This is a genomic window from Pseudomonas chlororaphis, assembly GCF_001921865.1.
GTDB classification, from domain to species: Bacteria; Pseudomonadota; Gammaproteobacteria; order Pseudomonadales; family Pseudomonadaceae; genus Aquipseudomonas; species Aquipseudomonas chlororaphis_D.
Map to the genome: position 1 here is coordinate 118,350 of NZ_MSCT01000010.1, position 26,228 is coordinate 144,577.

At 64.7% G+C, this 26,228-nt stretch carries 26 protein-coding genes; 13 read left to right on the forward strand and 13 right to left on the reverse strand.

Features of this window, described 5'->3' with window-relative positions; all coding sequences use genetic code 11:
• Positions 1-15: 15 nt before the first annotated feature.
• Positions 16-486, reverse strand: a complete 471-nt coding sequence (locus tag BTN82_RS13000) for a MarR family winged helix-turn-helix transcriptional regulator (RefSeq protein WP_075119518.1) — start codon at positions 484-486, stop codon at positions 16-18.
• A gap of 102 nt (positions 487-588) precedes the next feature.
• Here BTN82_RS13000 and BTN82_RS13005 point away from each other — a divergent pair, with 102 nt between their 5' ends.
• On the forward strand, positions 589-957 hold the full coding sequence (locus tag BTN82_RS13005) for an antibiotic biosynthesis monooxygenase family protein (protein ID WP_081375463.1): 369 nt from the start codon (positions 589-591) through the stop codon (positions 955-957).
• 42 nt (positions 958-999) lie between these two features.
• Here BTN82_RS13005 and BTN82_RS13010 read toward each other — a convergent pair whose 3' ends face one another.
• The 7 genes from BTN82_RS13010 to gloB form a co-directional block, all read right to left on the reverse strand.
• Positions 1,000-2,607 (reverse strand): ABC transporter ATP-binding protein, encoded by a 1,608-nt coding sequence (locus tag BTN82_RS13010; RefSeq protein WP_075119520.1) that lies wholly within the window; start codon positions 2,605-2,607, stop codon positions 1,000-1,002.
• Position 2,608: 1 nt separating this feature from the next.
• Entirely contained in the window at positions 2,609-3,628 is a 1,020-nt protein-coding gene (locus BTN82_RS13015) for an ABC transporter permease (protein WP_075119521.1), read from the reverse strand.
• A 1-nt stretch (position 3,629) separates the two neighbouring features.
• The gene (locus BTN82_RS13020) at positions 3,630-4,703 is read right to left on the reverse strand and encodes a microcin C ABC transporter permease YejB (RefSeq protein WP_075119522.1); all 1,074 of its coding nucleotides are present in this window, start codon (positions 4,701-4,703) and stop codon (positions 3,630-3,632) included.
• A 1-nt stretch (position 4,704) separates the two neighbouring features.
• Entirely contained in the window at positions 4,705-6,558 is a 1,854-nt protein-coding gene (locus tag BTN82_RS13025) for an extracellular solute-binding protein (protein ID WP_075119523.1), read from the reverse strand.
• Positions 6,555-8,384, reverse strand: a complete 1,830-nt coding sequence (locus BTN82_RS13030) for an extracellular solute-binding protein (RefSeq protein ID WP_075119524.1) — start codon at positions 8,382-8,384, stop codon at positions 6,555-6,557. Before BTN82_RS13030 ends, BTN82_RS13025 begins: the two co-directional genes overlap by 4 nt.
• A 365-nt stretch (positions 8,385-8,749) precedes the next feature.
• Positions 8,750-10,201, reverse strand: a complete 1,452-nt coding sequence (locus BTN82_RS13035; protein ID WP_075119525.1) for a transglycosylase SLT domain-containing protein — start codon at positions 10,199-10,201, stop codon at positions 8,750-8,752.
• Between the two features lie 99 nt (positions 10,202-10,300).
• Positions 10,301-11,068, reverse strand: a complete 768-nt coding sequence (gene gloB / locus BTN82_RS13040; protein WP_075119526.1) for a hydroxyacylglutathione hydrolase — start codon at positions 11,066-11,068, stop codon at positions 10,301-10,303.
• A 65-nt stretch (positions 11,069-11,133) separates the two neighbouring features.
• Here gloB and BTN82_RS13045 point away from each other — a divergent pair, with 65 nt between their 5' ends.
• Together BTN82_RS13045 and rnhA are read left to right on the forward strand one after the other, a co-directional pair.
• A complete protein-coding gene (locus BTN82_RS13045) occupies positions 11,134-11,898 on the forward strand; it encodes a class I SAM-dependent methyltransferase (protein ID WP_075119527.1) in 765 nt (254 codons plus the stop codon).
• A gap of 82 nt (positions 11,899-11,980) precedes the next feature.
• Positions 11,981-12,433, forward strand: coding sequence for a ribonuclease HI (gene rnhA, locus BTN82_RS13050; protein WP_075119528.1), 453 nt, complete (start codon positions 11,981-11,983; stop codon positions 12,431-12,433).
• A 28-nt stretch (positions 12,434-12,461) separates the two neighbouring features.
• Here rnhA and BTN82_RS13055 read toward each other — a convergent pair whose 3' ends face one another.
• Positions 12,462-13,412 carry a glycerophosphodiester phosphodiesterase family protein gene (locus tag BTN82_RS13055; protein ID WP_075119529.1) on the reverse strand — a complete coding sequence of 317 codons (951 nt, stop codon included), beginning with the start codon at positions 13,410-13,412 and terminating at the stop codon, positions 12,462-12,464.
• A 144-nt stretch (positions 13,413-13,556) separates the two neighbouring features.
• Positions 13,557-13,880: a DUF2388 domain-containing protein gene (locus BTN82_RS13060; protein WP_075119530.1), complete on the reverse strand. Its 324-nt coding sequence runs from the start codon at positions 13,878-13,880 to the stop codon at positions 13,557-13,559.
• Between the two features lie 192 nt (positions 13,881-14,072).
• On the opposite strand from BTN82_RS13060, the gene dnaQ reads away from it, so the two are divergent.
• The 3 genes from dnaQ to BTN82_RS13075 all read left to right on the forward strand — a co-directional run bounded on the left by dnaQ (position 14,073) and on the right by BTN82_RS13075 (position 17,804).
• A complete protein-coding gene (gene dnaQ, locus BTN82_RS13065; RefSeq protein ID WP_075119531.1) occupies positions 14,073-14,825 on the forward strand; it encodes a DNA polymerase III subunit epsilon in 753 nt (250 codons plus the stop codon).
• A gap of 118 nt (positions 14,826-14,943) precedes the next feature.
• Positions 14,944-17,199, forward strand: coding sequence for an Orn/Lys/Arg decarboxylase N-terminal domain-containing protein (locus BTN82_RS13070; protein ID WP_075119532.1), 2,256 nt, complete (start codon positions 14,944-14,946; stop codon positions 17,197-17,199).
• A gap of 14 nt (positions 17,200-17,213) precedes the next feature.
• Complete coding sequence (locus BTN82_RS13075; RefSeq protein ID WP_075119533.1) at positions 17,214-17,804, forward strand: GNAT family N-acetyltransferase; 591 nt, start codon at positions 17,214-17,216, stop codon at positions 17,802-17,804.
• On the opposite strand, the gene BTN82_RS13080 is transcribed toward BTN82_RS13075, so the two are convergent.
• The gene (locus tag BTN82_RS13080; protein WP_075119534.1) at positions 17,801-18,694 is read right to left on the reverse strand and encodes a LysR substrate-binding domain-containing protein; all 894 of its coding nucleotides are present in this window, start codon (positions 18,692-18,694) and stop codon (positions 17,801-17,803) included. The two genes, BTN82_RS13075 and BTN82_RS13080, sit on opposite strands and share 4 nt — an antisense overlap.
• 86 nt (positions 18,695-18,780) lie before the next feature.
• The gene (locus BTN82_RS13085) at positions 18,781-19,014 is read right to left on the reverse strand and encodes a hypothetical protein (protein ID WP_075119873.1); all 234 of its coding nucleotides are present in this window, start codon (positions 19,012-19,014) and stop codon (positions 18,781-18,783) included.
• 216 nt (positions 19,015-19,230) lie between these two features.
• Between BTN82_RS13085 and BTN82_RS13090 the strand changes: the two genes are divergently transcribed.
• Positions 19,231-19,788, forward strand: a complete 558-nt coding sequence (locus BTN82_RS13090; protein WP_075119535.1) for an NADPH-dependent FMN reductase — start codon at positions 19,231-19,233, stop codon at positions 19,786-19,788.
• A gap of 195 nt (positions 19,789-19,983) precedes the next feature.
• Positions 19,984-21,270, forward strand: a complete 1,287-nt coding sequence (locus BTN82_RS13095; protein ID WP_075119536.1) for an arsenic transporter — start codon at positions 19,984-19,986, stop codon at positions 21,268-21,270.
• Positions 21,271-21,327: 57 nt separating this feature from the next.
• On the opposite strand, the gene BTN82_RS13100 is transcribed toward BTN82_RS13095, so the two are convergent.
• Entirely contained in the window at positions 21,328-22,278 is a 951-nt protein-coding gene (locus BTN82_RS13100) for a DUF1853 family protein (protein WP_148169535.1), read from the reverse strand.
• Positions 22,279-22,383: 105 nt separating this feature from the next.
• Here BTN82_RS13100 and BTN82_RS13105 point away from each other — a divergent pair, with 105 nt between their 5' ends.
• From BTN82_RS13105 to BTN82_RS13125, 5 genes are read left to right on the forward strand one after another with little or no spacing between them, the layout of a single operon-like run.
• On the forward strand, positions 22,384-23,274 hold the full coding sequence (locus tag BTN82_RS13105) for an NAD(+) kinase (RefSeq protein WP_075119537.1): 891 nt from the start codon (positions 22,384-22,386) through the stop codon (positions 23,272-23,274).
• Positions 23,271-24,245: a metallophosphoesterase gene (locus BTN82_RS13110; protein WP_410002812.1), complete on the forward strand. Its 975-nt coding sequence runs from the start codon at positions 23,271-23,273 to the stop codon at positions 24,243-24,245. The genes BTN82_RS13105 and BTN82_RS13110 overlap by 4 nt, the downstream gene beginning before the upstream one ends.
• Entirely contained in the window at positions 24,242-25,114 is an 873-nt protein-coding gene (locus tag BTN82_RS13115; protein WP_075119539.1) for a rhomboid family intramembrane serine protease, read from the forward strand. The genes BTN82_RS13110 and BTN82_RS13115 overlap by 4 nt, the downstream gene beginning before the upstream one ends.
• Positions 25,115-25,129: 15 nt before the next feature.
• Complete coding sequence (locus tag BTN82_RS13120) at positions 25,130-25,390, forward strand: YeaC family protein (RefSeq protein WP_075119540.1); 261 nt, start codon at positions 25,130-25,132, stop codon at positions 25,388-25,390.
• Positions 25,387-26,217 carry a DUF2797 domain-containing protein gene (locus tag BTN82_RS13125; protein ID WP_075119541.1) on the forward strand — a complete coding sequence of 277 codons (831 nt, stop codon included), beginning with the start codon at positions 25,387-25,389 and terminating at the stop codon, positions 26,215-26,217. Before BTN82_RS13120 ends, BTN82_RS13125 begins: the two co-directional genes overlap by 4 nt.
• Positions 26,218-26,228 lie beyond the last annotated feature (11 nt).

Sequence of the window (26,228 nt, forward strand, 5' to 3'; positions counted from 1 at the left end):
GCGCGCCCCGGCCGGCTACTCCTCGGGGTTCGCTTGGCCTTCGAGCCTGCTGCGCAGCTGGGTGATTACCCGCAACGCGGTTTGAATCTCTTCGACCTCGAGCCCGGCCGACAGGTCGTTGACCAGCGGGGTATACAAGCCGATGGCCTGGTTGAACGCCGTCGTGCCCTTGTCTGTCAGCAGCACCAGCTGCGCGCGCCGGTGATGGGGGTTGGGCTGGAATGTCACCAGCCCTTCCTTCGCCAGGTCGTTGACGATGCGCTGGACGTTCTGCCGATTGGCTTCCAGGTCCCGGGCGAGCCAGGCGACCGGCTGCGGGCGCTCTGCCGCCGCGATCGCCCCCAGGATCTGCCAGCGGGCGCTGGTCAGGCCCAGGGGCGCGACAATCCGGTCGCCCCAGGCCAGCGTCAGGTTGCTGGCGCGGAACATGCTGAGAATGAAGTCGGTCAGGACGGCCCCGGCCGGGGTGGGTTCAGGTTCGTGCATAACGCCAATATCCAGGCAAATTGATTTTTACAGCCTAATTGACATCACGATGTCAATTAGGCAATTTAGTTTCGTCTTGAATCCTAACACCTGGAGTCTGCCATGCCTCTTCTTCGCCCTATGGACCCCGCCTTTCCGATCGAACGCCAGATCGCCCTCGACGCCTCATCGGTGATCCTGGTGAACCTCTTCACCCTGGACCCGGCCGACGAACCGGCATTTCTGCAAGCCTGGCAAGACGATGCCCGTTTCATGAAGCAGCAGCCGGGCTTCATCTCTACCCAGCTGCATCGCGCCCTCGGTGACAGCCCGACTTACCTCAATTACGCCGTCTGGGAGTCGAATGGGCATTTTCGCGCGGCGTTCACCCATCCTGAGTTCAGGGCCAAGCTCTCGACCTATCCGTCTTCGGCGGTTGCGTCCCCGCATCTGTTCCAGAAGGTCGCGGTGCCGGGCGTCTGCGTCGCCTAGACCGGGCAGCGGCAGCAAGCCGATGCCCGGTCCAGGTTGCGCTTATTGGCTGGCCGGCACCAGGAAGGCCGCTTCCAGCAACTGCCGGGTGTAGGGGTGCTGCGGCGCGGCGAAGATCCCTGGCGCGTCGCCCTGTTCCACCACCTGGCCGTGCTTGACCACCATCAACTGATGGCTCAGCGCCTTGACCACCGCCAGGTCGTGGCTGATGAACAGGTAGGTCAGGTTGTACTTGGCCTGCAGCTTGCGCAGCAGCTCCACCACCTGGCGCTGCACGGTGCGGTCGAGGGCCGAGGTCGGCTCGTCCAGCAGGATCAGCGCCGGTTTCAACACCAGGGCGCGGGCGATGGCGATGCGCTGGCGCTGGCCGCCGGAGAATTCGTGGGGGTAGCGGTGCCGGGTGTCCGGGTCCAGCCCCACTTCCTTGAGCGCCTCGACGATGGCCTGTTCCTGTTCCTCCGGCGTGCCGATCTTGTGGATGCGCAGGCCTTCGCCAACGATCTGGCTCACGCACATGCGCGGGCTGAGGCTGCCGAACGGGTCCTGGAACACCACCTGCATTTCCCGGCGCAGCGGCCGCACCTGCTGCTGGGTCAGGCGATCGAGTGGTTGGCCCTCGAAGTGGATCGCGCCTTTGCTGGCGATCAGCCGCAGGATCGCTAGGCCCAGGGTCGATTTGCCCGAGCCGCTTTCGCCGACGATGCCCAGGGTCTGGCCCTGGGGCAGGCTGAAGTTGATGCCGTCCACTGCTTTCACATGGTCGACGGTGTGGCGCAGCAGGCCTTTCTTGATCGGGAACCAGACCTTGAGGTCTTCGACCTGCAGCAACGGCGGGCCGACCCTGTTGTTCGCCGGGCCGCCGCTGGGTTCGGCCGCCAGCAGTTCGCGGGTGTAGGGGTGCTGCGGCGCCTGGAACAACTCTTCGCACGATGCCTGTTCGACGATGCGCCCGCGTTGCATCACGCAGACCCGATGGGCGATGCGCCGCACCAGATTGAGGTCGTGGCTGATCAGCAGCAGGGCCATGCCCAGGCGCGCTTGCAGCTCCTTGAGCAGCTCGAGGATTTTCAATTGCACGGTGACGTCGAGGGCGGTGGTCGGCTCGTCGGCGATCAACAGCTCCGGCTCGTTGGCCAGGGCCATGGCGATCATCACCCGCTGGCGCTGGCCGCCGGACAGCTCGTGGGGCAGGGCCTTGAGGCGCTTGTGCGGCTCGGGGATGCCCACCAGTTCCAGCAGTTCCAGGGTGCGCCGGGTGGCGACCTTGCCGGTCAGGCCCTTGTGCAGGCCCAGCACTTCGTTGATCTGCTTCTCGATGCTGTGCAGCGGGTTGAGCGAGGTCATCGGCTCCTGGAAGATCATCGCGATGCGGTTGCCGCGGATATGGCGGATGGTCTTCTCTTTCTGGGTCAGCAGGTCGTGGCCGGCGTACTGGATGGTCCCGGACGGATGGCGGGCCAGCGGGTAGGGCAAGAGGCGCAGGATCGAATGCGCGGTCACCGATTTGCCGGAACCGCTTTCGCCCACCAGGGCCAGGGTTTCGCCGCGCTTGATGTCGAAGCTGATGCCCTCGACCACCCGCTGCTGGTGTTCGCCGACGACAAACTCGACGGCGAGGTCGCGGACTTCGATCAGATTGTCCTGATTCATCTCATTTCCTCGGGTCGAAGGCGTCGCGAGCGGACTCGCCGATAAACACCAGCAGGCTCAACATGATCGCCAGCACGGCGAAGGCGCTGATGCCCAGCCAGGGTGCCTGCAGGTTGGATTTGCCCTGGGCCACCAGCTCGCCCAGGGACGGGCTGCCGGCCGGCAGGCCGAAGCCGAGGAAGTCGAGGGCGGTCAGGGTACCGATGGCGCCGGTGAGGATGAACGGCATGAAGGTCATGGTCGAGACCATGGCGTTGGGCAGGATGTGGCGGAACATGATCGCGCCGTTCTGCATCCCCAGGGCCCTGGCGGCGCGCACGTATTCCAGGTTGCGCCCGCGCAGGAACTCGGCGCGCACCACGTCCACCAGGCTCATCCAGGAGAACAGCAGCATGATCCCCAGCAGCCACCAGAAGTTCGGCTGCACGAAGCTGGCGAGGATGATCAGCAGGTAGAGCACCGGCAGCCCGGACCAGATCTCCAGGAAGCGCTGCCCGGCCAGGTCGACCCAGCCGCCATAGAAGCCCTGCAAGGCGCCGGCGATGACGCCGATGATCGAGCTGAGCACGGTCAGGGTCAGGGCGAACAGCACCGACACCCGGAAGCCGTAGATCACCCGCGCGAGCACGTCGCGGCCCTGGTCGTCGGTGCCCAGCAGGTTGTCCGCCGAGGGCGGCGCGGGGGCCGGGACTTTCAGGTCGTAGTTGATGCTCTGGTAGCCGAAGGGGATCGGCGCCCAGACCACCCAGGCGTCCTTGGCCGCCAGCAGTTCGCGGATATACGGGCTCTTGTAGTTGGCTTCCAGGGGGAATTCGCCGCCGAAGGTGGTTTCCGGGTAGCGCTTGAGCGCCGGGAAATACCAGCCGCCGTCGTAGTGCACCACCAGCGGCTTGTCGTTGGCGATCAACTCGGCGCCCAGGCTGGCGCCGAACAGCAACAGGAACAGCCACAGCGACCACCAGCCGCGCTTGTTGGCCTTGAACAGTTCGAAACGCCGGCGATTGAGGGGGGACAGGTTCATCTCAGTGCTCCCGGCTGTCGAAGTCGATACGTGGGTCGACCAGGGTGTAGGTCAGGTCGCCGATCAGTTTCACCACCAGCCCCAGCAGGGTGAAGATGAACAGGGTGCCGAATACCACCGGGTAGTCGCGGTTGATCGCCGCCTCGAAGCTCATCAGGCCCAGGCCATCGAGGGAGAAGATCACCTCCACCAGCAGGGAGCCGGTGAAGAAGATGCCGATGAAGGCCGAGGGGAAACCGGCGATCACCAGCAGCATGGCGTTGCGGAACACATGGCCGTACAGCACGCTGCGCCGGGTCAGGCCCTTGGCCTTGGCGGTGATCACGTACTGCTTGTTGATCTCGTCGAGGAAGCTGTTCTTGGTCAGCAAGGTCATGGTGGCGAAGTTGCCGATCACCAGGGCGGTCACCGGCAGGGCCAGGTGCCAGAAGTAGTCGAGGATCTTGCCGCTCCAGCTCAACTGGTCGAAGTCGTTGGAGGTCAGGCCACGTAGCGGGAACCAGTCGAAATAGCTGCCGCCGGCGAACATCACGATCAGCAGAATGGCGAACAGGAACGCCGGGATCGCGTAGCCGACGATGATCGCCGAACTGGTCCAGACGTCGAAGTGGCTGCCGTGGCGGGTGGCCTTGGCGATCCCCAGGGGGATCGACACCAGGTACATGATCAGGGTGCTCCACAGCCCCAGGGAGATCGACACCGGGAGTTTTTCGCGGATCAGGTCGACCACCTTGGCGTCGCGGAAGAAGCTGTCGCCGAAATCCAGAGTGGCGTAGTTCTTGACCATGATCCACAGGCGTTCCGGCGCCGACTTGTCGAAGCCGTACATCTTCTCGATTTCCTTGACCAGGGCCGGGTCCAGGCCCTGGGCGCCACGGTAGCTGGAACCTGCTACCGAGACCTCGGCGCCGCCGCCGGCAATCCGGCTGGTGGCGCCCTCGAAGCCTTCGAGCTTGGCGATCATCTGCTCCACGGGGCCGCCGGGCGCGGCCTGGATGATCACGAAGTTGATCAGCAGGATGCCGAACAGGGTGGGGACGATCAGCAGCAGGCGCCGCAGAATGTAAGCCAGCATCTTATTGCTCCACGCCGGCCGGGGCGGCCTGTTCATTAATGTCCAGGCTCACGGCCGGCTTGGCGTCGGGCTTGATCCACCAGGTCTGGGTGCCGATGTCGTACTTGGGCGAGACTGTCGGGTGGCCGATATGGTCCCAGTACGCCACGCGCCAGGTCTTGATGTGCCAGTTGGGAATCACGTAGTAGCCCCATTGCAGCACGCGGTCGAGGGCACGGGCGTGGGCCACCAGGCTGGTGCGCGAGTCGGCGTTGATCAGGCCTTCCACCAGGGCGTCGATGGTCGGGTCCTTGAGGCCGATGAAGTTGCGGCTGCCGGGGTTGTCGGCACTGGAGGACTGCCAGTATTCGCGCTGTTCGTTGCCCGGCGAGTTCGATTGCGGGAAGCCGCCGACCACCATGTCGAAGTCCCGCGAGCGCAGGCGGTTGATGTACTGGGAGACGTCGACCCGGCGGATCATCAGGTCGATCCCGAGGTCGGCGAGGTTGCGCTTGAAGGGCAGCAGCACGCGCTCGAACTCGGTCTGCGCGAGCAGGAACTCGATCACCACCGGCTTGCCCTGGGCGTCGACCATCTTGTCGTCGACGATGCGCCAGCCGGCCTCTTGCAGCAGTTGGTAGGCCTTGCGCTGCTGGTCGCGGATCATGCCGCTGCCGTCGCACATCGAGGGCTGGAAGGCTTCGCTGAAGACCGGGTCGGGGATCTTGCCGCGCAGCGGTTCGAGGATCTGCAATTCGTCGGCGTCGGGCAGGCCGGTGGCGGCCATTTCCGAGTTCTCGAAATAGCTGCGGGTGCGGGTGTAGGCGCCGTTGAACAGCTGCTTGTTGGTCCACTCGAAGTCCAGCAGCAGGCTCAGGGCCTTGCGCACGCGCACGTCCTGGAACAGCGGCCGGCGCAGGTTATAGACGAAGCCCTGCATGCCGGTGGGGTTGCCGTTGGGGATCTGTTCCTTGATCAGCCGGCCCTCGGCGACCGCGGGGATGTTGTAGGCGTTGGCCCAGTTTTTCGCGCTCATCTCCAGCCAGTAGTCGAACTGCCCGGCCTTGAGCGCTTCCAGGGCCACGGTGTTGTCGCGGAAGTAGTCGGTGGCCATGACGTCGAAGTTGAACTGGCCGCGGTTGAGCGGCAGGTCCTTGGCCCAGTAGTCCTTGACCCGTTCGTAGCGCACCGAGCGTCCGGCCTTCACCTGCGCCACCTTGTACGGGCCGCTGCCAAGGGGAACCTCCAGGTTGCCCTTGGAAAAATCGCGGTGTTCCCACCAGTGCTTGGGCAATACCGGGAGCTGGCCGAGAATCAGCGGCAGCTCGCGGTTGTTGCTGTGCTTGAACTTGAAAAGCACCTTGAGCGGGTCTTCGGCGATCACGTCCGCGACGTCGGCGTAGTAGCCGCGGTACATCGGCGCGCCGGCTTTCATCAGGGTCTGGAAACTGAACACCACGTCCTCGGCGCGCATTGGATGGCCGTCGTGGAAGCGGGCCTCGGGGCGCAGGTAGAAACGCACCCAGCTGTTGTCCGGGGCTTTCTCGATCTGCCCGGCGACCAGGCCGTATTCGGTGAAGGGTTCGTCCAGGCTCTGGCGCATCAGGGTGTCGTAGATCAGGCCGATGTTGTCCGCCGACACGCCTTTGTTGATGAACGGGTTGAGGCTGTCGAAGCTGCCGAAACCCGCTTCGCGAAAGGTGCCGCCCTTGGGCGCGTCCGGGTTCACGTAGTCGAAGTGCTTGAAGTTCGCCGGGTACTTCGGTGGTTCGTTATACAGGGTCAGGGCATGTTGCGGGGCGGCCTGGGCGAGGCAGGCGATTCCCGCCAGCAGCACGCCGCCGGCCCGCAGGAGCAGGGCACGCGAGAGCATCATTGGGCTTTCTCCAGGGACTTCAGCCACCAGGCGCCGAGGCCCAGTTGGTAGGGCGGCGTGGTGACGAAGGCGAACCGGTTGCGGTACGCCAGGCGGTGATAGTTGAGGTACCAGTTGGGGATGATGTAGTGCTGCCACAGCAGCACGCGATCCAGGGCCCGACCGGCGGCCAGTTGCTCGTCGCGGTTTTGCGCGGCGAGCAGTTGTTCCAGCAGGTGATCGACGATGGGGTTGGCGATGCCCGCATAGTTCTTGCTGCCCTTGACCCCGACCTGGCTGGAGTGGAAGTACTGCCATTGTTCCAGGCCCGGGCTCAGGGTCTGGTTGAGGGTCATGAGGATCATGTCGAAATCGAACTGGTCCAGGCGCTGCTTGTACTGCGCCCGGTCGACGGTGCGCAGGCGCGCGTCGATGCCGATGCTGGTCAGGTTCTCGATGTAGGGCTGGAGGATCCGTTCCAGGTTCGGGTTGACCAGCAGCAGCTCGAAGCGCAGCGGTTGCCCGGCGCTGTCGACCAGGCGCTGGCCGTTGAGCTTCCAGCCGGCTTCGGCCAGCAGGCCCAGGGCCCGGCGCAGGGTCGAGCGCGGAATGCCGCGGCCGTCGGTCTGCGGCAGGCTGAACGGCTGGGTGAACAGGCTGGCGGGCAATTGCTCGCGGTAGGGCGAGAGCAGCAGCCATTCATGGCCCACCGGCAGGCCGCTGGCGGCGAACTCGCTGTTGGGGTAGTAGCTGGTCGCTCGCTTGTAGGCGCCGCTGAACAGGGTGCGGTTGGTCCACTCGAAATCGAACATCAGGCCCAGGGCTTCGCGGACCTTGGCGTTGGCGAAGGTGCTGCGCCGGGTGTTCATGAACAGGCCCTGGGTCTGCGTGGGAATCTGGTGCGCCACCTGGGCCTTGATGATGTCGCCGCGATTGACCGCGGGAAAGGTGTAGCCGTTGGCCCAGTTCTTCGCCTGGTGTTCGATATAGATGTCGAACTCGCCGGCCTTGAACGCCTCGAAGGCCACGTCGCTGTCGTGGTAGAACTCCACCGCGACCTTGTTGAAGTTGTTGAAGCCGCGATTGACCGGCAGGTCCTTGCCCCAGTAGTCCTTGACCCGCTCGAACACCAGCGAGCGTCCCGGTTGCACCCGGGTGATGCGGTAAGGGCCGCTACCCAGCGGCGGCTCGAAGGTGGTGGCCTTGAAATCGCGGTCCTTCCAGTAGTGCTGCGGCAGCACCGGCAATTCGCCCAGGCGCAGGATCAGCAGCGGGTTGCCGGCGCGCTTGAACACAAAGCGAATGCGCAGTGGGCCGAGGATGTCGACCCGCTGCACTTCCTGCAGGTTGGTGCGGTATTGCGGATGGCCTTCCTTGAGCAGCAGCCGGTAGGAAAACGCCACGTCGTAGGCGGTGATCGGCTTGCCGTCGTGGAAGCGCGCCTCGGGGCGCAGGTTGAACACCACCCAGCTGCGGTCCTCGCTGTATTCGACGGAGCGGGCGATCAGCCCGTAGCTGGAGGTCGGCTCGTCGCCGGACGGCGCGTACTGGCCAGTGCCGACCATCAGCGGCTCGTTCAGCTCGTTGACCCCGTACTGCAGGAAGTTCGGCGTGGCCACCGGGCTGGTGCCCTTGAAGGTGTAGGGGTTGAGGGTGTCGAAGGTGCCGAACGCCATGACCCGCAAGGTCCCGCCTTTGGGCGCGGCGGGGTTGACCCAGTCGTAATGGGTGAATTTCGTGGGGTACTTGAGCGTGCCGAACTGCGCGTAACCATGACTTTCAGTGATCGTTGCGCTTGCGGGAAAGCTCAAGGCCAGACTGATGAGGGACAGGAGGAGGGGACGCATCAAGGCAGAGATCCGATCCAGGCGGCTTGGGCTTGTTGCTCGGTACAGTAACAGCTTGTATCGACAGGAAAAAGGCCGCCCCCGAGCGGCCAGCGCATTTGCCCGCGGTCGCCGCCCAAAGGTACAGCCAGCCGACCCGTTTGCGGGGATCTGGCGGGCCTCGGAGGGCCTGCGGCCCTGGCGCAGCCTGCGGCAGCGGCTACAAGGGAATCAGCCCATACACGGGAATTCAACGGCCACCCCAATCCCTGTAGCCGCTGCCGAAGGCTGCGCACGACCGGTACGGTCGCCAGGATCTGACGGACACAGGAGGACCTTGGGCCCTATCGCAGCCTGCGACGGCTACAGATAGGGCTTGGGGGGAATCAATGAGGCAGGTAGACGGTCAGCATCTGGCCGGGCTTGAGAGCCTGGCCGGCGCGGGGGTTCCAGCGCTTGAGGTGCTGCATCTCGACGTTGAAGCGCTTGGCCACCATGTACAGCGAATCGCCTTGCTTGACCTTGTACTGGGTCGACTTCTTGTCGGCGCTGGCGACCATGGTTTTCTTGCCGGACGCCTTGGCGTTGGTCTTGGTGCTGGCTTTGCGGGTGTCCTGCATGACCAGGGTCTGGCCGACCTTGAGGTTCTTGCCGCTGAGCTTGTTCCAGCGTTGCAGGTCCTTGACGTCGACCTTGTTGGCCTTGGCGATCTGCGACAGGTTGTCGCCGCGCTTGACCCGGTAGCTGCGCTTGGCCTGGGCCATTTCGCGGCTGTCGGCCCCCTCGAACACCGGCTTGAACGAACGCTGGCTGATGAGTTCTTCGGGTTTCATGGTCGACAGGCTGGCGCTCAGCAGTTGCGCCTTGGACGTCGGCACCAGCAGATGCTGGGGACCGTCGATGGTGGTGCGCTGCTTGAAGGCCGGGTTGAGCTGGAACAGCTCGTCTTCGTCGATATTGGCCACCGCGGCGACCTTGGACAGGTCCATGCGCTGGTTGATTTCGACGACCTGGAAATAAGGTTCGTTGGCGATCGGGTTGAGGTTCACGCCGTAGGCTTCGGGCGCCAGCACCACCTGGGACAGGGCCAGCAACTTGGGCACATAGGCTTGGGTTTCGGCCGGCAGCGGCAGGTTCCAGTAGTCGGTGGGCAGGCCGAGCTTCTCGTTGCGCTCGATGGCCCGGCTGACCGTGCCTTCGCCGGCGTTGTAGGCCGCCAGGGCCAGCAGCCAGTCGCCGTTGAACATGTCGTGCAGGCGGGTCAGGTAATCCATGGCCGCGGTGGTCGAGGCGGTGATATCGCGACGGCCATCGTAGAAACGGGTCTGGCGCAGGTTGAAGGAGCGGCCGGTGGACGGGATGAACTGCCAGAGGCCCACCGCGTCGGCCCGGGAATAGGCCATCGGGTTGTAGGCGCTCTCGATCACCGGCAGCAGGGCCAGCTCCAGCGGCATGTTGCGTTCTTCAAGACGTTCGACGATGTAGTGGATATAGAGGCTGCCGCGTTCGCTGGCGTTCTCGAGAAACGAGGGGTTGCTGGCGAACCACAGGCGCTGTTGCTCGATGCGCGGGTTGACGCCGATGCCGTCCTGCAACTGGAAACCTTCGCGCATGCGCGCCCAGACGTCCTGGGGCAATTGCGGGCTGGGCTTCTCGCTCAGCCAGATGGGTTTCTGCTTGATGCGGGCGTTGAAATTCTGGGTATGCGAAGCGTCGGTTTGCGGGACGTGGCTCGTGCTCTGACAGCCCGCCAGAGTGGCGGACACAGCCACCGCGATGGCTTGAGCCAACCGCGTCAATGCGTCTGAATTGATGGATTTACGAATAGATGACGACATTGGCTGGAAGTAAGTTCCGGGCAAAAATGTCGGGCGATTCTAGAAAGCGCACCCGACGCGGTCAACCATTCAGAATTTTCGTATCAGACCCACCCCTGCTTAGAACGTATCTTTCCAGGCCCGCAACGCCGCAAAAACCGCACTCTGAGCCCGGTTATCGAGGCCGCTCCGTTCGTCCGCTTTTTGTTTAACGGATGTTTCGCCCGTGCGCAGGAACGGGTTGGTGAGTTTTTCCAGGGCCAGGGTCGAGGGCAGGGTCATGCGCCCGTTTTCCCGCAGTTCGCTGACTTTGCGCAGGCGTTCGGCGATGTCAACGTTGTCCGGTTCCACCGCCTGGGCGAAACGCAGGTTGCTCAGGGTGTATTCGTGGGTGCAGTACACCAGGGTGTCTTCGGGCAGGGCCGCCAGTCGGCTCAGCGAGTGGTGCATCTGTTCCGGCGTGCCCTCGAACAGGCGCCCGCAGCCGGCGGCGAACAGGGTGTCGCCACAGAACAGCAGGCCATGATGGTAGTAGGCGATATGGCCCAGGGTGTGCCCGGGCACCGCGTAGACGTCGAAGTCCCAGCCCAGGATGTTGGCCCGGTCGTTGTCGCTCAGCGCCACGTCGCGCCCCGGGATGTTTTCGTTGGCCGGGCCCCAGACCTTGGCGCCGCTGGCTTTTTTCAGCCGTTCGACACCGCCGACATGGTCGTGGTGGTGATGGGTCACCAGGATATCGCTCAGTACCCAGCCCGGGTGCCGGGCGAGCCAGGCTTCCACCGGCGCGGCGTCACCCGGGTCGACCACCGCGCAACGCTGATTGCGATGATCCTGTAACAACCAGATGTAGTTATCGGTGAACGCGGGCAGGGCACTGATCTGTATCATCGTTGGAGTCGCCAAGCGGAAAACATTGGCGCATCTTAGAACTTCTTGGCGGGTTGGAGAATGCAATGACCGATAAAGCGTTCGCTCAGGCCGATCCTGACTGGCTGGACCTGATCAGTTCGGCCCGTGAGTGGCTGTCCGGCCCCCTGGGGCAATTTCTCCTGGACGAAGAGCGGCGCATGCTCGACGACGAGCTGGGGCGTTTCTTCGGCGGTTACCTGGTGCATTACGGCCCGTCGGCGCAGACCCCGCCGGCAGCACCCCAGGTGCAGCGCAACGTTCGCCTGGGCGCGCCGCTGCCCGGCGTCGAGATCGTCTGCGAGGAACAGGCCTGGCCGCTCAGCGAGCATGCCGCCGATGTGGTGGTGTTGCAGCATGGCCTGGATTTCTGCCTGTCGCCCCACGGCCTGCTGCGCGAAGCCGCCAGCGCCGTACGGCCCGGCGGGCACCTGCTGATCGTCGGCATCAACCCCTGGAGCAGTTGGGGCCTGCGCCACGTGTTCGCCCACGACGCCTTGGGCAAGGCGCGTTGCATCTCCCCGTCGCGGGTCGCCGACTGGCTGAACCTGCTGGGCTTCGCGCTGGAGAAACGCCGCTTCGGGTGCTATCGTCCGCCGCTCGCTTCGGCGGCCTGGCAGGCGCGGCTCGCTGGCTGGGAGCGCAAGGCCGGCGACTGGCAACTGTCTGGCGGCGGCTTTTATCTGCTGGTGGCGCGCAAGATCGTGGTCGGCCTGCGCCCTGTGCGCCAGGTGCGCCGCGAACCGATGGGCAAGCTGGTGCCGTTGCCGATGGCCAAGGTCAACCGCCGGCACAGCGATCCTCCTCTTTAAATCAGTCGGGCCGAGCGGCCCGGCTTCGGTGTTGCCGATCGGCGATCGGCAAGCCACAGGTATTTTCGATTGGAAGTCTGGCATGAGCGATAGCGTAGAAATCTTCACCGACGGCGCCTGCAAGGGCAATCCTGGCCCGGGGGGCTGGGGCGCACTGCTGGTATTCAAGGGTGTGGAGAAGGAACTCTGGGGCGGCGAAGCCAACACCACCAACAACCGCATGGAGCTGATGGCGGCGATCCGTGGCCTGGAGGAGCTCAAGCGTGAGTGCCAGGTGCTGCTGGTCACCGACTCGCAGTATGTGATGAAGGGCATCAACGAGTGGATGGCCAACTGGAAAAAGCGCGGCTGGAAAACCGCGGCCAAGGAACCGGTGAAGAACGCCGACCTGTGGCAGCAGCTCGACGAGCAGGTCAACCGCCACCAGGTCACCTGGAAATGGGTGCGTGGCCATACCGGGCACCACGGTAACGAACGGGCCGACCAACTGGCCAACCGTGGCGTCGACGAAGTGCGCGGCTACAAGCAGGCTTGATGCCGCGCGGGGTACTTCGCGCCCGTCGTCAGTTGCAACGCAGCGGCCGTTCGAGCCGCTGCTTCACGTCCCGCATGGCGCGGGGCGAATCCACCAGCACCGCATCCATCTTCAGGCAGGCGGCGGCCCGGTAATCCTCGGCGCTGTTGACGCCGATCGCCAGCATCCCGACCTTGCCCGCGGACTGGAAACAGTCCACCGCCGCGGGCGTCCACAGCCTTGCGTCAACCTTGGAGCGGGCTTCGCCCAGGGTGAAGGTTTCGACCAGTTGCACCGGGCGCCGGTACTCGAAGGCCACCCACGTGCCCGGCGCGGGCGGCGCCGCGCAGTCATGGGCGAGGGCGACGCCGGCCAGCCGGTCGCGGGTGCCGTCCCTGGACTCGAACAGGCGGGCCTTGGGGTACTGCGCGAACGCCTGCTGATAACTGGCATCGGTGGAGTAGATCAGCACCCGGTTCCAGGCGTGCAGCCGCTCCAGCAACTGGGCGACGGCTTGGGCCTGGGGGCCGGCCGGCAGGGCCTTCATGTCGAGAATCACCGGCACGTTCTCGGGGATCGCCGCCAGCGCCTGTTGCAGCGATGGAATGGGCAGCGCCTGGGCGCGATAGGGAAAACTCACCTGGCCATCGGCCGCCGTGTGCTTGAAGTTCCAGCCGGCATTCAACTGTTGCAACTGCGCCAGGGTTTTCTCGCTGACCGTGCCGGATTGTCCGGTGTTGGCGCTGAGGTCGGCCGGGCGATAGAGCACCGGCACGCCGTCGCGGCTCAGTTGCACCGTGAGCCAGAGCATGTCGACCTGGTTGCGCAGGGCATTGTCGATGGCCAGCAGGGTGTTCTCCGGAAAGTCCGCGGCGCCGCCGCGATGGGCGACGATCAGCGGCGGCTGCCCAGCGTCGGGGCCGGTCGCGGGAAGGGAAGAGCAACCACTGATGAAGGCCGCGGCCAGCAGCAGTGGGATGATCTGTCGAGTTTCGGGCATGAGAGGCGATCTCCAAAGGTCCGGGGCTGGGCGGCGCCAATGCTGGCTCGCCCGAGTGGGCCGTACGGTAGCGCAATGGCCGCCGTTATTTAAACAAACGCGTCATGGGCGGGGCGAGTTAGCGCGGACGTAAGAAAGGCCGGCTCAAAGCGTGAGGATGGCACTGGCCAGTTGCAGGTCTGAGTAGGGCGCCGCCTCGAATCGCTGGCGAATATGCCGTAGGGCGGTCTCCAGTTGGGCGCCGCGAATATCACCGGCGCTGGCAACGAAGGCGGCAGCATCGGTCTTGGCCGCGAGCACCCGCTTGTCGTCCTTGAACGAACCGCTGAGGTTGGCGGTGTTGCGGGTCGAGCTGAGGGTCAGGCTCATGCCGATATCGGTACTGATCACCAGGCTCGTGGCCTGGCCGACGGAGGCCAGCAGGCAAGCGCAGAGCAGCAACGGCAGGCGGGTTTTTCGGGGTGTCATGACAGGGGCGGTCCGCTGGAAGTATCGCCGGGCACCCTAGCAACCCGCCGCGCGGCGAACTTTATGAGCTTTGCTAATGATTGTTAAAAACTGCACACGCAGGCGGCGCCGATCCGGCAGGCGCGTCATGTCGCGACGAGCGTGCTAAAATCCCGCGCTTTGAAACACTTCCAGCGTTGAGAACTGACCCTGATGGCCAACAGATCTGTTGTACTCGATACCGAAACCACCGGCATGCCGGTGACCGACGGCCACCGGATCATTGAAATCGGTTGCGTCGAGTTGATCGGACGGCGCCTGACCGGTCGGCATTTCCACGTCTACCTGCAACCGGATCGCGAGAGCGACGAGGGTGCGATCGGCGTCCACGGCATCACCAACGAATTCCTGGTGGGCAAGCCGCGCTTCGCCGAAGTCGCCGACGAGTTCTTCGAGTTCATCGAGGGTGCGCGGCTGATCATCCATAACGCGGCGTTCGACGTTGGCTTCATCAACAACGAATTCGCCCTGATGGGCCAGCACGACCGCGCCGACATCACCCAGCACTGCAGCATCCTCGACACCCTGTTGATGGCCCGGGAACGCCACCCTGGCCAGCGCAACAGCCTCGATGCCTTGTGCAAGCGCTACGATGTCGACAACTCCGGCCGCGAACTGCACGGCGCCTTGCTCGACTCGGAGATTCTCGCCGACGTCTACCTGACCATGACCGGCGGCCAGACCAGCCTGTCGCTGGCCGGCAACGACTCGGACGGCGGCGACGGCATGGGCAGCCGCGCGGGCGTTATCCGGCGCTTGTCGGCAGAGCGTCAGCCGGGGCGAATCCTGCGGGCCAGCGAGGCCGAGCTGGCCGAGCATCTGTCGCGGCTGGAAGTGATCGCCAAGTCCGCCGGCGCTCCGGCGCTCTGGACCCAACTGCTCGAAGCAGAGGCCCAGCAGTCGTAGTTGTCCGTGGGCGACCTTTTGTTACAGGAGGTCGTTGGCGGGGTTCCGCGCCGGCTCCCGAGCTTCTACCCTGAGATGATTGGCGGACGTTTGTCCGCCGCCTCAGGATGCCTGCCCCATGTATAAAGACCTGAAGTTTCCCGTCCTTATCGTGCACCGCGACATCAAGGCCGATACCGTTGCCGGCGACCGGGTGCGGGGGATCGCCAGGGAGCTGGAGCAGGAAGGCTTCAGTATCTTTTCCGCGGTGGACTACGCCGAGGGGCGCCTGGTGGCCTCTACCCATCACGGCCTGGCGTGTATGTTGATCGCCGCCGAAGGCGCCGGGGAAAACACCCATCTGCTGCAGAACATGGTGGAGCTGATCCGCTTGGCGCGGCTGCGCGCGCCGAACCTGCCGATCTTCGCCCTGGGCGAACAGGTGACCCTGGAAAACGCCCCGGCCGACGCCATGAGCGAGCTCAACCAACTGCGCGGCATTCTTTATCTGTTCGAGGACACGGTGCCGTTCCTGGCGCGGCAGGTGGCACGGGCCGCGCGCAATTACCTCGATGGCCTGTTGCCGCCTTTTTTCAAGGCGCTGGTGCAGCACACCGCTGACTCCAACTATTCCTGGCACACCCCGGGGCACGGCGGGGGCGTGGCGTATCACAAGAGTCCGGTGGGGCAGGCGTTCCACCAGTTCTTCGGCGAGAACACCCTGCGTTCGGACTTGTCGGTGTCGGTACCGGAACTCGGTTCGCTGCTCGACCACACCGGGCCCCTGGCGGAAGCCGAGGCCCGGGCGGCGCGCAATTTCGGCGCCGACCACACCTTCTTCGTGATCAACGGCACCTCGACCGCCAACAAGATCGTCTGGCATTCCATGGTCGGTCGCGACGACCTGGTGCTGGTGGATCGCAACTGCCACAAGTCGGTCCTGCACTCGATCATCATGACCGGCGCCATCCCGCTGTTCCTCTGTCCGGAGCGCAACGAGCTGGGGATCATCGGCCCGATCCCCTTGAGCGAATTCAGCCGCGAGTCGATCCAGGCCAAGATCGAGGCGAACCCGTTAACCCAGGGCCGGCCGCCCAAGGTCAAGCTGGCGGTGGTCACCAACTCGACCTACGACGGCCTGTGCTACAACGCCGAACTGATCAAGCAGAGCCTGGGCAACAGCGTCGAGGTGCTGCACTTCGACGAAGCCTGGTACGCCTACGCAGCCTTTCACGAGTTCTTCGAGGGGCGCTACGGCATGGGCACTTCGCGCAGCGCCGACAGCCCGCTGGTGTTCACCACCCATTCGACCCACAAGCTGCTGGCGGCCTTCAGCCAGGCCTCGATGATCCATGTGCAGGACGGCGGCGCGCGGCAACTGGACCGCGACCGCTTCAACGAAGCTTTCATGATGCACATCTCCACCTCGCCGCAGTACAGCATCATCGCCTCGCTCGATGTGGCCTCGGCGATGATGGAAGGGCCGGCGGGGCGTTCGCTGTTGCAGGAGATGTTCGACGAGGCCCTGAGTTTTCGCCGGGCCCTGGCCAACCTGCGCCAGCACATTGCCGCCGACGACTGGTGGTTTTCCGTCTGGCAGCCGCCGCGGGTCGAAGGGATCGAGCAGGTCCGCACCGAGGACTGGCTGCTCGAGCCCGAAGGCGAATGGCACGGCTTTGCCGGGGTCACCGACGACTATGTGCTGCTGGACCCGATCAAAGTCACGCTGGTGATGCCCGGGCTCACGGCCGGCGGTGCCCTGAGCGAGCGCGGGATACCGGCGGCGGTGGTCAGCAAGTTTCTCTGGGAGCGCGGCCTGGTGGTGGAAAAGACCGGCTTGTATTCGTTCCTGGTGCTGTTTTCCATGGGTATCACCAAAGGCAAATGGAGCACGCTGCTCACCGAGTTATTGGAGTTCAAGCGCAACTACGACGCCAACGCCAGCCTGGCCGCCTGCCTGCCGAGCATCGCCCGGCAGGACACGGTGCGTTACCAGGGCATGGGCCTGCGCGATCTGTGCGATCAGTTGCACGCCTGTTACCGCAGCAATGCCACGGCCAAGCACCTCAAGCGCATGTACACGGTGCTGCCCGAGGTGGCGATGAAGCCCGCCGACGCCTACGATCATCTGGTGCGGGGCGAGGTCGAGGCGGTGTCCATCGACGCCCTGCCCGGGCGGGTGGCGGCGGTGATGCTGGTGCCTTATCCGCCGGGTATTCCGTTGATCATGCCGGGCGAGCGCTTCACCGAGTCGAGCCGCTCGATCATCGATTACCTGGCGTTTGCCCGTACGTTCGATAGCAGCTTTCCCGGCTTTGTCGCGGATGTGCATGGATTGCAGCATGAAGATGAAGGCAATGGACGGCACTACACCGTCGATTGCGTCAAGGTATGAGGACGGTTTCCGCTATGCAGCCAATGATCAACCCCCAATACCCCGGCCTGTCGGTGCGGGTGGCCGACGGTGGTTTCGCCGCTTATGTCTGGAGCAGCGATTTCAGCTTCGAGGTCAACGCCTATGCCCAGGTCGAGAGCGGGCAGGTGGTGGCCCAGTGGCCATTGCGGCACGTCACGCCGTACCGCAAGTGCTACTGCATTGACCCCGAGGAGTTCGCCAGCTATCGCGATGCCGCCGACAGCGCGGTGTTCATGGCGTACCTGGACGACGAGCCGGTCGGCCATCTGGTGGTCAGCACCAACTGGAACGGTTTCGCCCATATCGACGAGCTGGCGGTACACGCGCCGGCGCGGCGCCACGGGGTGGCCAGGGCGCTGCTGGATGTGGCGCAGTTCTGGAGCCGGAAGAAAAAACTGCCGGGCATCATGCTCGAGACCCAGAACAACAACCTGGGTGCCTGCCGACTGTACGAGCGCTGTGGCTATGTGGTCGGCGGCGTCGATCACCTGCGTTACCGCGGGATCGACCCGACGACCGCCGAGGTGGCGATTTTCTGGTATCGATTGTTTGCCGACGAGCTGGCCCGGGAAACCGCGGACTAGCCGGCGAGCATGCCTTCGGCCTTTTCCGTGAGGGTTTGCAGCAGGGCTTCCAGGGTGGGCGACGGGACGTCGCCGGTGCGGGTCAGGGCGTAGAGCGTGACCGGGATCGGCGGCGAGAGCGGGCAAACATCGAGGCCGCTGTCACGGGCGCCGAGGGCGGTGAAGGGGTCGACGATGGCCAGGCCTTCGCCGGCCTCGACCATGCTGCGCATCATCTGGTGGGTCTGCACCCGGGTGTGGATGGTCGGGCTGGGGCGCAGGTTCTGCAGCTTGCCGTCGAGGGTCACGCTCAGCGGGTCCTGGCCTTCCAGGCCGACCATCGCCTGGCCCGCCAGGTCCGTCAGGGAAATGTACTTCTGTTTCGGTTGCAGCCAGCCATGGGGCGCCAGCAGTTGCAGCTTGCCCTGGGCCAGCGCCGCGCACTGGATATCGGGATGGTCGGGGTTGTGCAGGCTCAGGCCCAGCTCGCATTCGCGCAGCAGCAGGCTCTTGACCATGTCGCGGGTGCCCTGGCTGGCGAGGTTGCATGGGGTGTCGGGAAAGCGCCGGCGCAAGGCGGCGATGCTCTGCGGCAGCAGGCGCTGGGCCAGGGGCGGGGTGCCGATGATGCGCAGCGGCGGCGCCTGGTATTGCTTCAGGCTGTCGGCCAAGCGTTGCAGCGGCTCGAAGGCGTCATAGACGCTGGTGATCGCCGGCTGCAGCTCCCGCGCTTCGCGGGTGGCTTGCAGGCGGCCGCGAACGCTGGCGAACAGCATGAAACCCAGTTGCCCCTCGGCGTCGCGCAGGATAGCTTCCACTTCGGCCACCGGCAATTGCAGCAGCTCGGCAGCGGTGCCCAGGTGGGCGGTTTGCAGGAGCGCCTGAATCACTTCGATATGACGTAAACGCATGCTTGAAGTCCATGTCCAGCCGGTGAGGGATTCACGCTGAATCCTAACTCAAGTCGGTTCATCTGACTTCTGCCCATGACGGCACGTTACGAAGGAATGGCCTCGGGTTCGCGAACGAGGGTGATGCCCGACTGCACGAGCAAAAATTGGTTGTCGTCCAGCTTGTTGACGCGGTCGCCAATGGCCAGGCGGTAGGTGGTGACAGGCTCCGAGCCGGCGATGCCCTCTGGCGAGGGGATGGATTCCTGGAATTCATGCACCGAATAGACACGGCCTTCCGCGTCCCTTGCATGAAATTGTCCGACGAGTACTGCTGCCATCTTTAGAGCCTCTGGAGGTAAAACACTCAATTCGCGGTGCTGTAGACCGTATAGGGACGAACTAAGTTTAGCGACGTGAAAAAAATAGTCTGCCCCCCTGATCGCTGCCGTGGCGAGCCTGTAGATCTCGCGGATTTTCCTTCGCTTGGGGTGGCTGGAGGCGGGGTGGATCATCTATAACTAGCAGCTTCCTCAACCAGAAGTCGGGAATTCACTATGAGCAATGTCTACACCGTTGCAGTGCTGGTCGGCAGCTTGAGAAAGGCCTCGATCAACCGGAAAGTGGCGCTGGCCCTGGCGGAACTGGCGCCGGCCAACCTGAAGCTGAAGATCGTCGAGATCGGCGACCTGCCGCTCTACAACGAAGACATTGACGTGGACCCGCCGGCCGCCTACCAGGCGTTTCGCGAGCAGGTGAAAGCCGCCGACGCGGTGCTGTTCGTGACCCCGGAATACAACCGCTCGGTGCCCGCACCGTTGAAGAATGCCATCGACGTCGGCTCGCGCCCCTATGGCCAGAGCGCCTGGAGCGGCAAGCCGGGGGCGGTGATCAGCGTATCCCCGGGCGCTATCGGCGGCTTCGGCGCCAACCATCACCTGCGCCAGTCGCTGGTGTTCCTCAATGTGCCGTGCATGCAGCAGCCGGAAGCCTACCTGGGCGGCGCCGGTTCGGCCTTCGACGAGGCGGGCAAGCTGTCCGAGTCGGTCAAGCCGTTCCTGCAAGGCTTTATCAACGCCTACGGCCAGTGGGTCGAGCAGCACAAGAAACGCTGATTGCCACGCCACGGGAGTTGGTGCGCCGGCTCCCGCGACCGCCAGCGCAATCGCGGGCCTTTCCCTTCAATGTCACCTTGGGCGAGCGTAGCGGCGCAAGGTATCCTGAGCGCCCGCAGCGCCGGTCGCCTCGATGGTCGAGTGTGCCGCGCCGCTGAGTCCTTCCCCAATGTTCCCCGCTCAAGGCTGCCTGGCATGCTCACCGCTTCACTGATTTTCCTGCTGACCATTACCCTGGTGATCTGGCAGCCCAAGGGCCTCGGCGTGGGCTGGAGCGCGGTGTTCGGCGCGGTCCTGGCGCTGTTGTTCGGGGTGGTGCAATGGACGGATATTCCGGTGGTCTGGCAGATCATCTGGAACGCCACCGGCACCTTTGTGGCCTTGATCATCATCAGCTTGCTGCTCGACGAGGCCGGCTTTTTTGCCTGGGCCGCCCTGCATGTGGCGCGCTGGGGACGGGGCAGCGGTCGCCGGCTGTTTGCCTTCATGGTGCTGCTCGGCGCGCTGGTGTCGGCGCTGTTCGCCAACGACGGCGCGGCGCTGATCCTGACCCCGATCGTGATTTCCATGCTCCTGGCGCTGCAGTTCTCCCGGGCCGCGACCCTGGCGTTCGTCATGGGCGCCGGGTTCATCGCCGATACCGCGAGCCTGCCGCTGGTGGTGTCGAACCTGGTGAACATCGTCTCCGCGGACTTCTTCCATATCGGCTTCAACCAGTATGCGGCGGTGATGCTGCCGGTGAACCTGGTCAGCGTGGCCGCGACCCTGGCGGTGTTGCTGTGGTTCTTCCGCCGCGACATTCCGCGCACCTACAACCCCGAGGAACTGCAACCGCCGGCCAGCGCGATCCACGACAGGGCGACCTTTCTCGCCGGCTGGTGGGTGCTGGTGATCCTGCTGCTGGGCTGTTTCGCCCTGGAGCCGCTGGGCATTCCCATCAGCGCGATCTCGGCGGCGTGCGCGGCGTTGCTGCTGGGCATCGCCGCCCGGAGCCACAAGATCTCGACGCGCAAGGTGCTCAGGGAAGCGCCATGGCAGATCGTGATTTTCTCCCTGGGCATGTACCTGGTGGTGTACGGCCTGCGCAATGCCGGGCTGACCACCTACCTGGCCGGCTGGCTCGATCGCTTCGCCGACTACGGCATCTGGGGCGCGGCCATGGGCACCGGTCTGTTGACGGCCGTGTTGTCGTCGATCATGAACAACCTGCCGACGGTGCTGATCGGTGCCTTGTCCATCGACGCCAGCCAGGCCAGCGGGCTGGTCAAGGACGCGATGATCTACGCCAACGTAATCGGCAGCGACCTGGGGCCGAAGATCACCCCGATCGGCAGCCTGGCCACCTTGCTCTGGCTGCATGTGCTGGAGCGCAAGGGTATTCATATCGGCTGGGGCCGCTACTTCAAGGCTGGCATCGTACTGACCCTGCCGGTGCTGCTGGTGACCCTGGCGGCGCTGGCCGTGCGCTTGTCGGTGATGTGAAGGTTTCTGTAGGAGCCAGCGTGCTCGCGATGACGCCCTGAAGGCCGCCACCGAAACTTACCCCGTCCCCGGCACATTCGGCCACAGGTCCGCCACCAGGAACAGGCGTTCGGCCTCTTCCCAGTCGCCGGTGTGGGTTTGTGTCAGGCGTACCAGCAGTTGCGCCGGGGCGTGCGGGTCCAGGTCCTGCAGCCAGGCCTCTAGCTGCGGGGCGCTCCAGGTCTGTTCCGGCGGGTAACTGGCCGGTGCCAGCCAGGCCTGGCGTGGCAAGGGTTGCCAGCGCCCGGGCAGGCTTTGCGCGATAAAGGCCGGCCAGTCGCGCTGATGCAGCCAGCGCCCGTGCAGGTGCGCCGGGTGCGCGCCGCGAGGCGGTTGGGCGGTGCCGGGCCAGGGGTAGAGCAGGTAGCCGCCGAGCCACAGGTGCGCGCTGAAGTCCTGGATATCCAGGGCGGCGAGCACTTCCAGGCTGTCGGCCTGGGCCGAGATCGGCAACTGGTGTTCGTTCAGGTGCGCCAGCTTGCGGTCCAGGCGGTCGTGGCAGCCGGGGCCGAGCCATGACGCGGGGTCCGCGCCGTTGCCCTGCTGCGGGCCCAGGTAGAGCTTGATCGCCAGTTCCAGGTGATGAACCCCGTCGTGGTCGCGCAGCAGCATGTCCAGCTCGCCCAAGGTGTGGCCGGCGCGGCGGATCGGCAGGTTCGCCGCCAGCAGCTCGACGCCGGGCGCCTGCTGTACGGCAAATTGCCACAGGCGTTCGTAGTAGAGGCCCAGGCGCCGCGTCGGCCCGAGCGCCAGCCAGCGTTGCAGGGCGCGGCTGTCCTGGTCCTGCTGGCGCAGCCAGTGCGCCAGCAGGTGCGGCGTCTGCACCCAGTCGCTGCCGGCCAGCGGATGGCGTTGCGGCCAGGGCGTCTCGTCGAGCATCGGCGGCGCCAGGACGACCCAGGCCAGGTCGCGCACCTCGGGGCGGCGCAACTGGCGGGGGAGGTCGAGCAAGCCGGGAAACAGGATCATGTTGCGAGCATAGCGCCTAACGTCGCGGCTGAAAGGATTTTGTCTATGGCCGGCTTTCGCCCATAATCTCTGCTTTGCCCGTCCCAGAACCCCCGCAGGAGCCCCATGGAGCAATTTCGCAATATCGGCATTATCGGTCGCCTGGGCAGTTCCCAGGTGCTGGACACAGTTCGCCGACTGAAAAAGTTTCTGCTCGCCCGCCACCTGCACGTGATCCTCGAAGACACCATCGCCGAAGTCCTGCCTGGCCACGGCCTGCAAACCTCGTCGCGCAAGCTGCTGGGCGAAGTCTGCGACATGGTGATCGTGGTCGGCGGCGATGGCAGCCTGCTGGGCGCCGCTCGCGCCCTGGCGCGGCACAATATCCCGGTGCTGGGGATCAACCGCGGCAGCCTGGGTTTTCTCACCGACATCCGTCCGGACGAGCTGGAAGTCAAGGTCGCCGAAGTCCTCGACGGCCACTACCTGGTGGAAAACCGCTTCCTGCTGCAGGCCGAAGTACGCCGCCACGCCGAGGCCATCGGCCAGGGCGACGCGCTGAACGATGTGGTGCTGCACCCGGGCAAATCGACGCGGATGATCGAGTTCGAGATCTACATCGACGGCCAGTTCGTCTGCAGCCAGAAGGCCGACGGCCTGATCGTCGCCACGCCCACCGGTTCCACCGCCTACGCGCTGTCCGCCGGCGGGCCGATCATGCATCCCAAGCTCGACGCCATTGTGATTGTGCCGATGTACCCCCATACCTTGTCGGGAAGGCCGATCGTGGTCGATGGCAACAGCGAGCTGAAAATCGTCGTGTCCAAGGATTTGCAGATCTACCCGCAGGTTTCCTGCGACGGGCAGAACCACTTCACCTGCGCCCCCGGTGACACCATCACCGTCAGCAAGAAGGCGCAGAAACTGCGCCTGATCCATCCGCTGGACCACAATTATTATGAGGTCTGCCGGACCAAGCTCGGCTGGGGCAGCCGACTGGGCGGTGGAGGCGACTGATGCTAGATCCCGCGCGTAGCTACGACCTGATCGGTGACGTGCACGGATGCGCCCTGACCCTGGAACACTTGCTGGACCGGCTCGGTTACCACAAGCAGGGCGGCGTCTGGCGGCATCCGTCGCGCATGGCGGTGTTCCTCGGCGATATCATCGACCGCGGTCCGCGTATCCGTGAATCCCTGCATATCGTCCACGACATGGTCGAGGCCGGCCAGGCGCTGTGCATCATGGGCAACCATGAATTCAACGCCCTGGGCTGGAGCACCCCGGCGCCGCCCGGCAGCGGCCAAACGTTCGTGCGCGAACACACGCCGCGCCATGCCCGGCTGATCAACGAAACCCTGGCGCAATTCGAGCACCACCCTGGCGACTGGCACGATTTCCTGGCCTGGTTCTACGACATGCCGCTGTTCGTCGACGCCGGGCGGTTCCGCGTGGTGCACGCCTGTTGGGACGCCGGCCTGATCGCGCCGCTGCGAGCGCAATACCCCGACGGTTGCATCGACGAGCACTTTCTCCAGGCCTCGGCGGTGCCCGGCAGTTTCGCCAATACCGTGTTCGACCGCCTGCTGCGCGGTACCGACATGCGTCTGCCCGATGGCCTGACCATGACCAGCGGCGACGGCCTGACGCGTTCGTTCTTCCGTACCAAGTTCTGGGAAGACAACCCGCAGACCTACGGCGACATCGTGTTCCAGCCCGACGCACTGCCCGAGCCGGTGGCGCGCACGCCGCTGTCCTCGGCACAGAAAAACAACCTGCTGCGCTACGGCGTCGACGAGCCGATGCTGTTCGTCGGCCATTACTGGCGCAGCGGCAAGCCGGCGCCGATCCGCTCGAACCTGGCCTGCCTGGACTACAGCGCGGTGCTCTACGGCAAGCTGGCGGCGTATCGCCTGGACCAGGAAACCCGCCTGGACCCGAATAAATTCGTTTGGGTCGACGTCGAGCGGCCGGAGGTCGTGCAATGAGTGCCGTGGCGGTATTGCGTCTGCCGTTGAGCGTGGACTTGAGCGGTTTCGTCAAGCTGTTGCAGCGCATGCAGGTGCCGCACCGGGTCAGCGAGGAAGCGGGGGAGCAGGTGCTCTGGGTGCCGGACGCGATCAGCGCCGACGTGCGTTCGCTGTACGAGCGCTTCCCGGCCGGCGACCCCGAGCAGCAACTGGACATTCCCGAGGCCGGCACCGCCTTGCGCCGCCCGGGGTTCGTCGAGCAGTTGCGGCGCAGCCCGGCCACCGCACTGATCCTGCTGCTGAGCCTGGTCGTGGCGGCCGTGACCCTGCTCGGGGAAAACCTCGAGACCCTGCGCTGGCTGACCTTTCTCGAGTTCCGCGTGGCCGGCGACTACATCCAGTTCACGCCCCTGGCCGACAGCCTGGCGGCGGGGCAGTGGTGGCGCCTGGTCACGCCGATGCTGATCCACTTCGGTTTCCTGCACATCGCCATGAACGGCATGTGGTACTGGGAGCTGGGGCGGCGTATCGAAGCGCGCCAGGGCAGTATCAACCTGCTGGGCCTGACGCTGCTGTTCAGCCTGGTGTCCAACTACGCGCAATACCTGTTCGGCGGGCCGAGCCTGTTCGGTGGCCTGTCCGGCGTGTTGTACGGCCTGCTCGGGCATTGCTGGATCTACCAGTTGCTGTCGCCGAACCCGGCCTATCGCCTGCCTCGCGGGGTGCTGGTGATGATGCTGGTGTGGTTGCTGATCTGTATGTCGGGGCTGATCTCGATGATCGGTTTCGGTGAAATCGCCAACGCCGCCCATGTCGGCGGGTTGCTCGTCGGATGCCTCACAGGTTTGTTGGGCGGCTGGTACAGCCGCCGTAAACTGGCCCTCTAACGCTGGAGACCCTTTATGTCGTCCTTTATCGAAATGATCGAAAACATCACCCCGGACATCTACCAGAGCTTGAAGCTGGCGGTGGAGATCGGCAAATGGTCCGACGGCCGCAAGCTCACCGCCGAGCAGCGCGAGCTGTCGTTGCAGGCGATGATCGCCTGGGAAATGCACAACCTGCCCGAGGAGCAGCGCACCGGCTACATGGGCCCGCAGGAGTGCGCCTCGAAGTCGGAACCGGTGGCGAACATCCTGTTCAAGTCGGATGCCATCCATTGATCGAGATCGGCCGCGGCTCCATCAGTAAAATGTCGGCCCGCCTGGACGGGCCGAACGTGCAGTACGCCTTTCGTCTTGGCGACACCGAGGTGCCGGTCAACCCGTTGATCGGCAACACCCTGCGCCTGGAATACCTGGGGGCGATCCACTGCACCCATTGCGGGCGCAAGACCAAGACCAGCTTCAGCCAGGGCTATTGCTACCCGTGCATGACCAAGCTGGCCCAGTGCGATATCTGCATCATGAGCCCGGAACGCTGCCACTACGACGCTGGCACTTGCCGCGAACCGTCCTGGGGCGAGCAGTTCTGCATGACCGACCATGTGGTCTACCTGGCCAACTCGTCGGGGATCAAGGTCGGCATCACCCGGGCCACCCAACTGCCTACCCGCTGGCTTGACCAGGGCGCCAGCCAGGCGCTGCCGATCATGCGCGTGGCCACCCGTCAGCAGTCTGGCTTCGTCGAGGACCTGTTCCGTACCCAGGTGGCCGACAAGACCAACTGGCGTGCCTTGCTCAAGGGCGACGCACAGGCGGTGGACCTGGCCCAGGTGCGCGACCAGTTGTTCACCTCCTGCGCCGAGGGCCTGTTGGCCTTGCAGGAGCGTTTCGGCTTGCAGGCGATCCAGCCGGTCACCGATATCGAGCCGATCGAGATTCGTTACCCGGTCGAGCAGTACCCGGCCAAGATCGTCAGCTTCAACCTGGACAAGAACCCGATTGCCGAAGGCACGCTGCTGGGGATCAAGGGCCAATACCTGATCTTCGACACCGGTGTGATCAACATTCGTAAATACACGGCCTACCAGCTCGCCGTGCATCAGTAGAAGGATTCGAC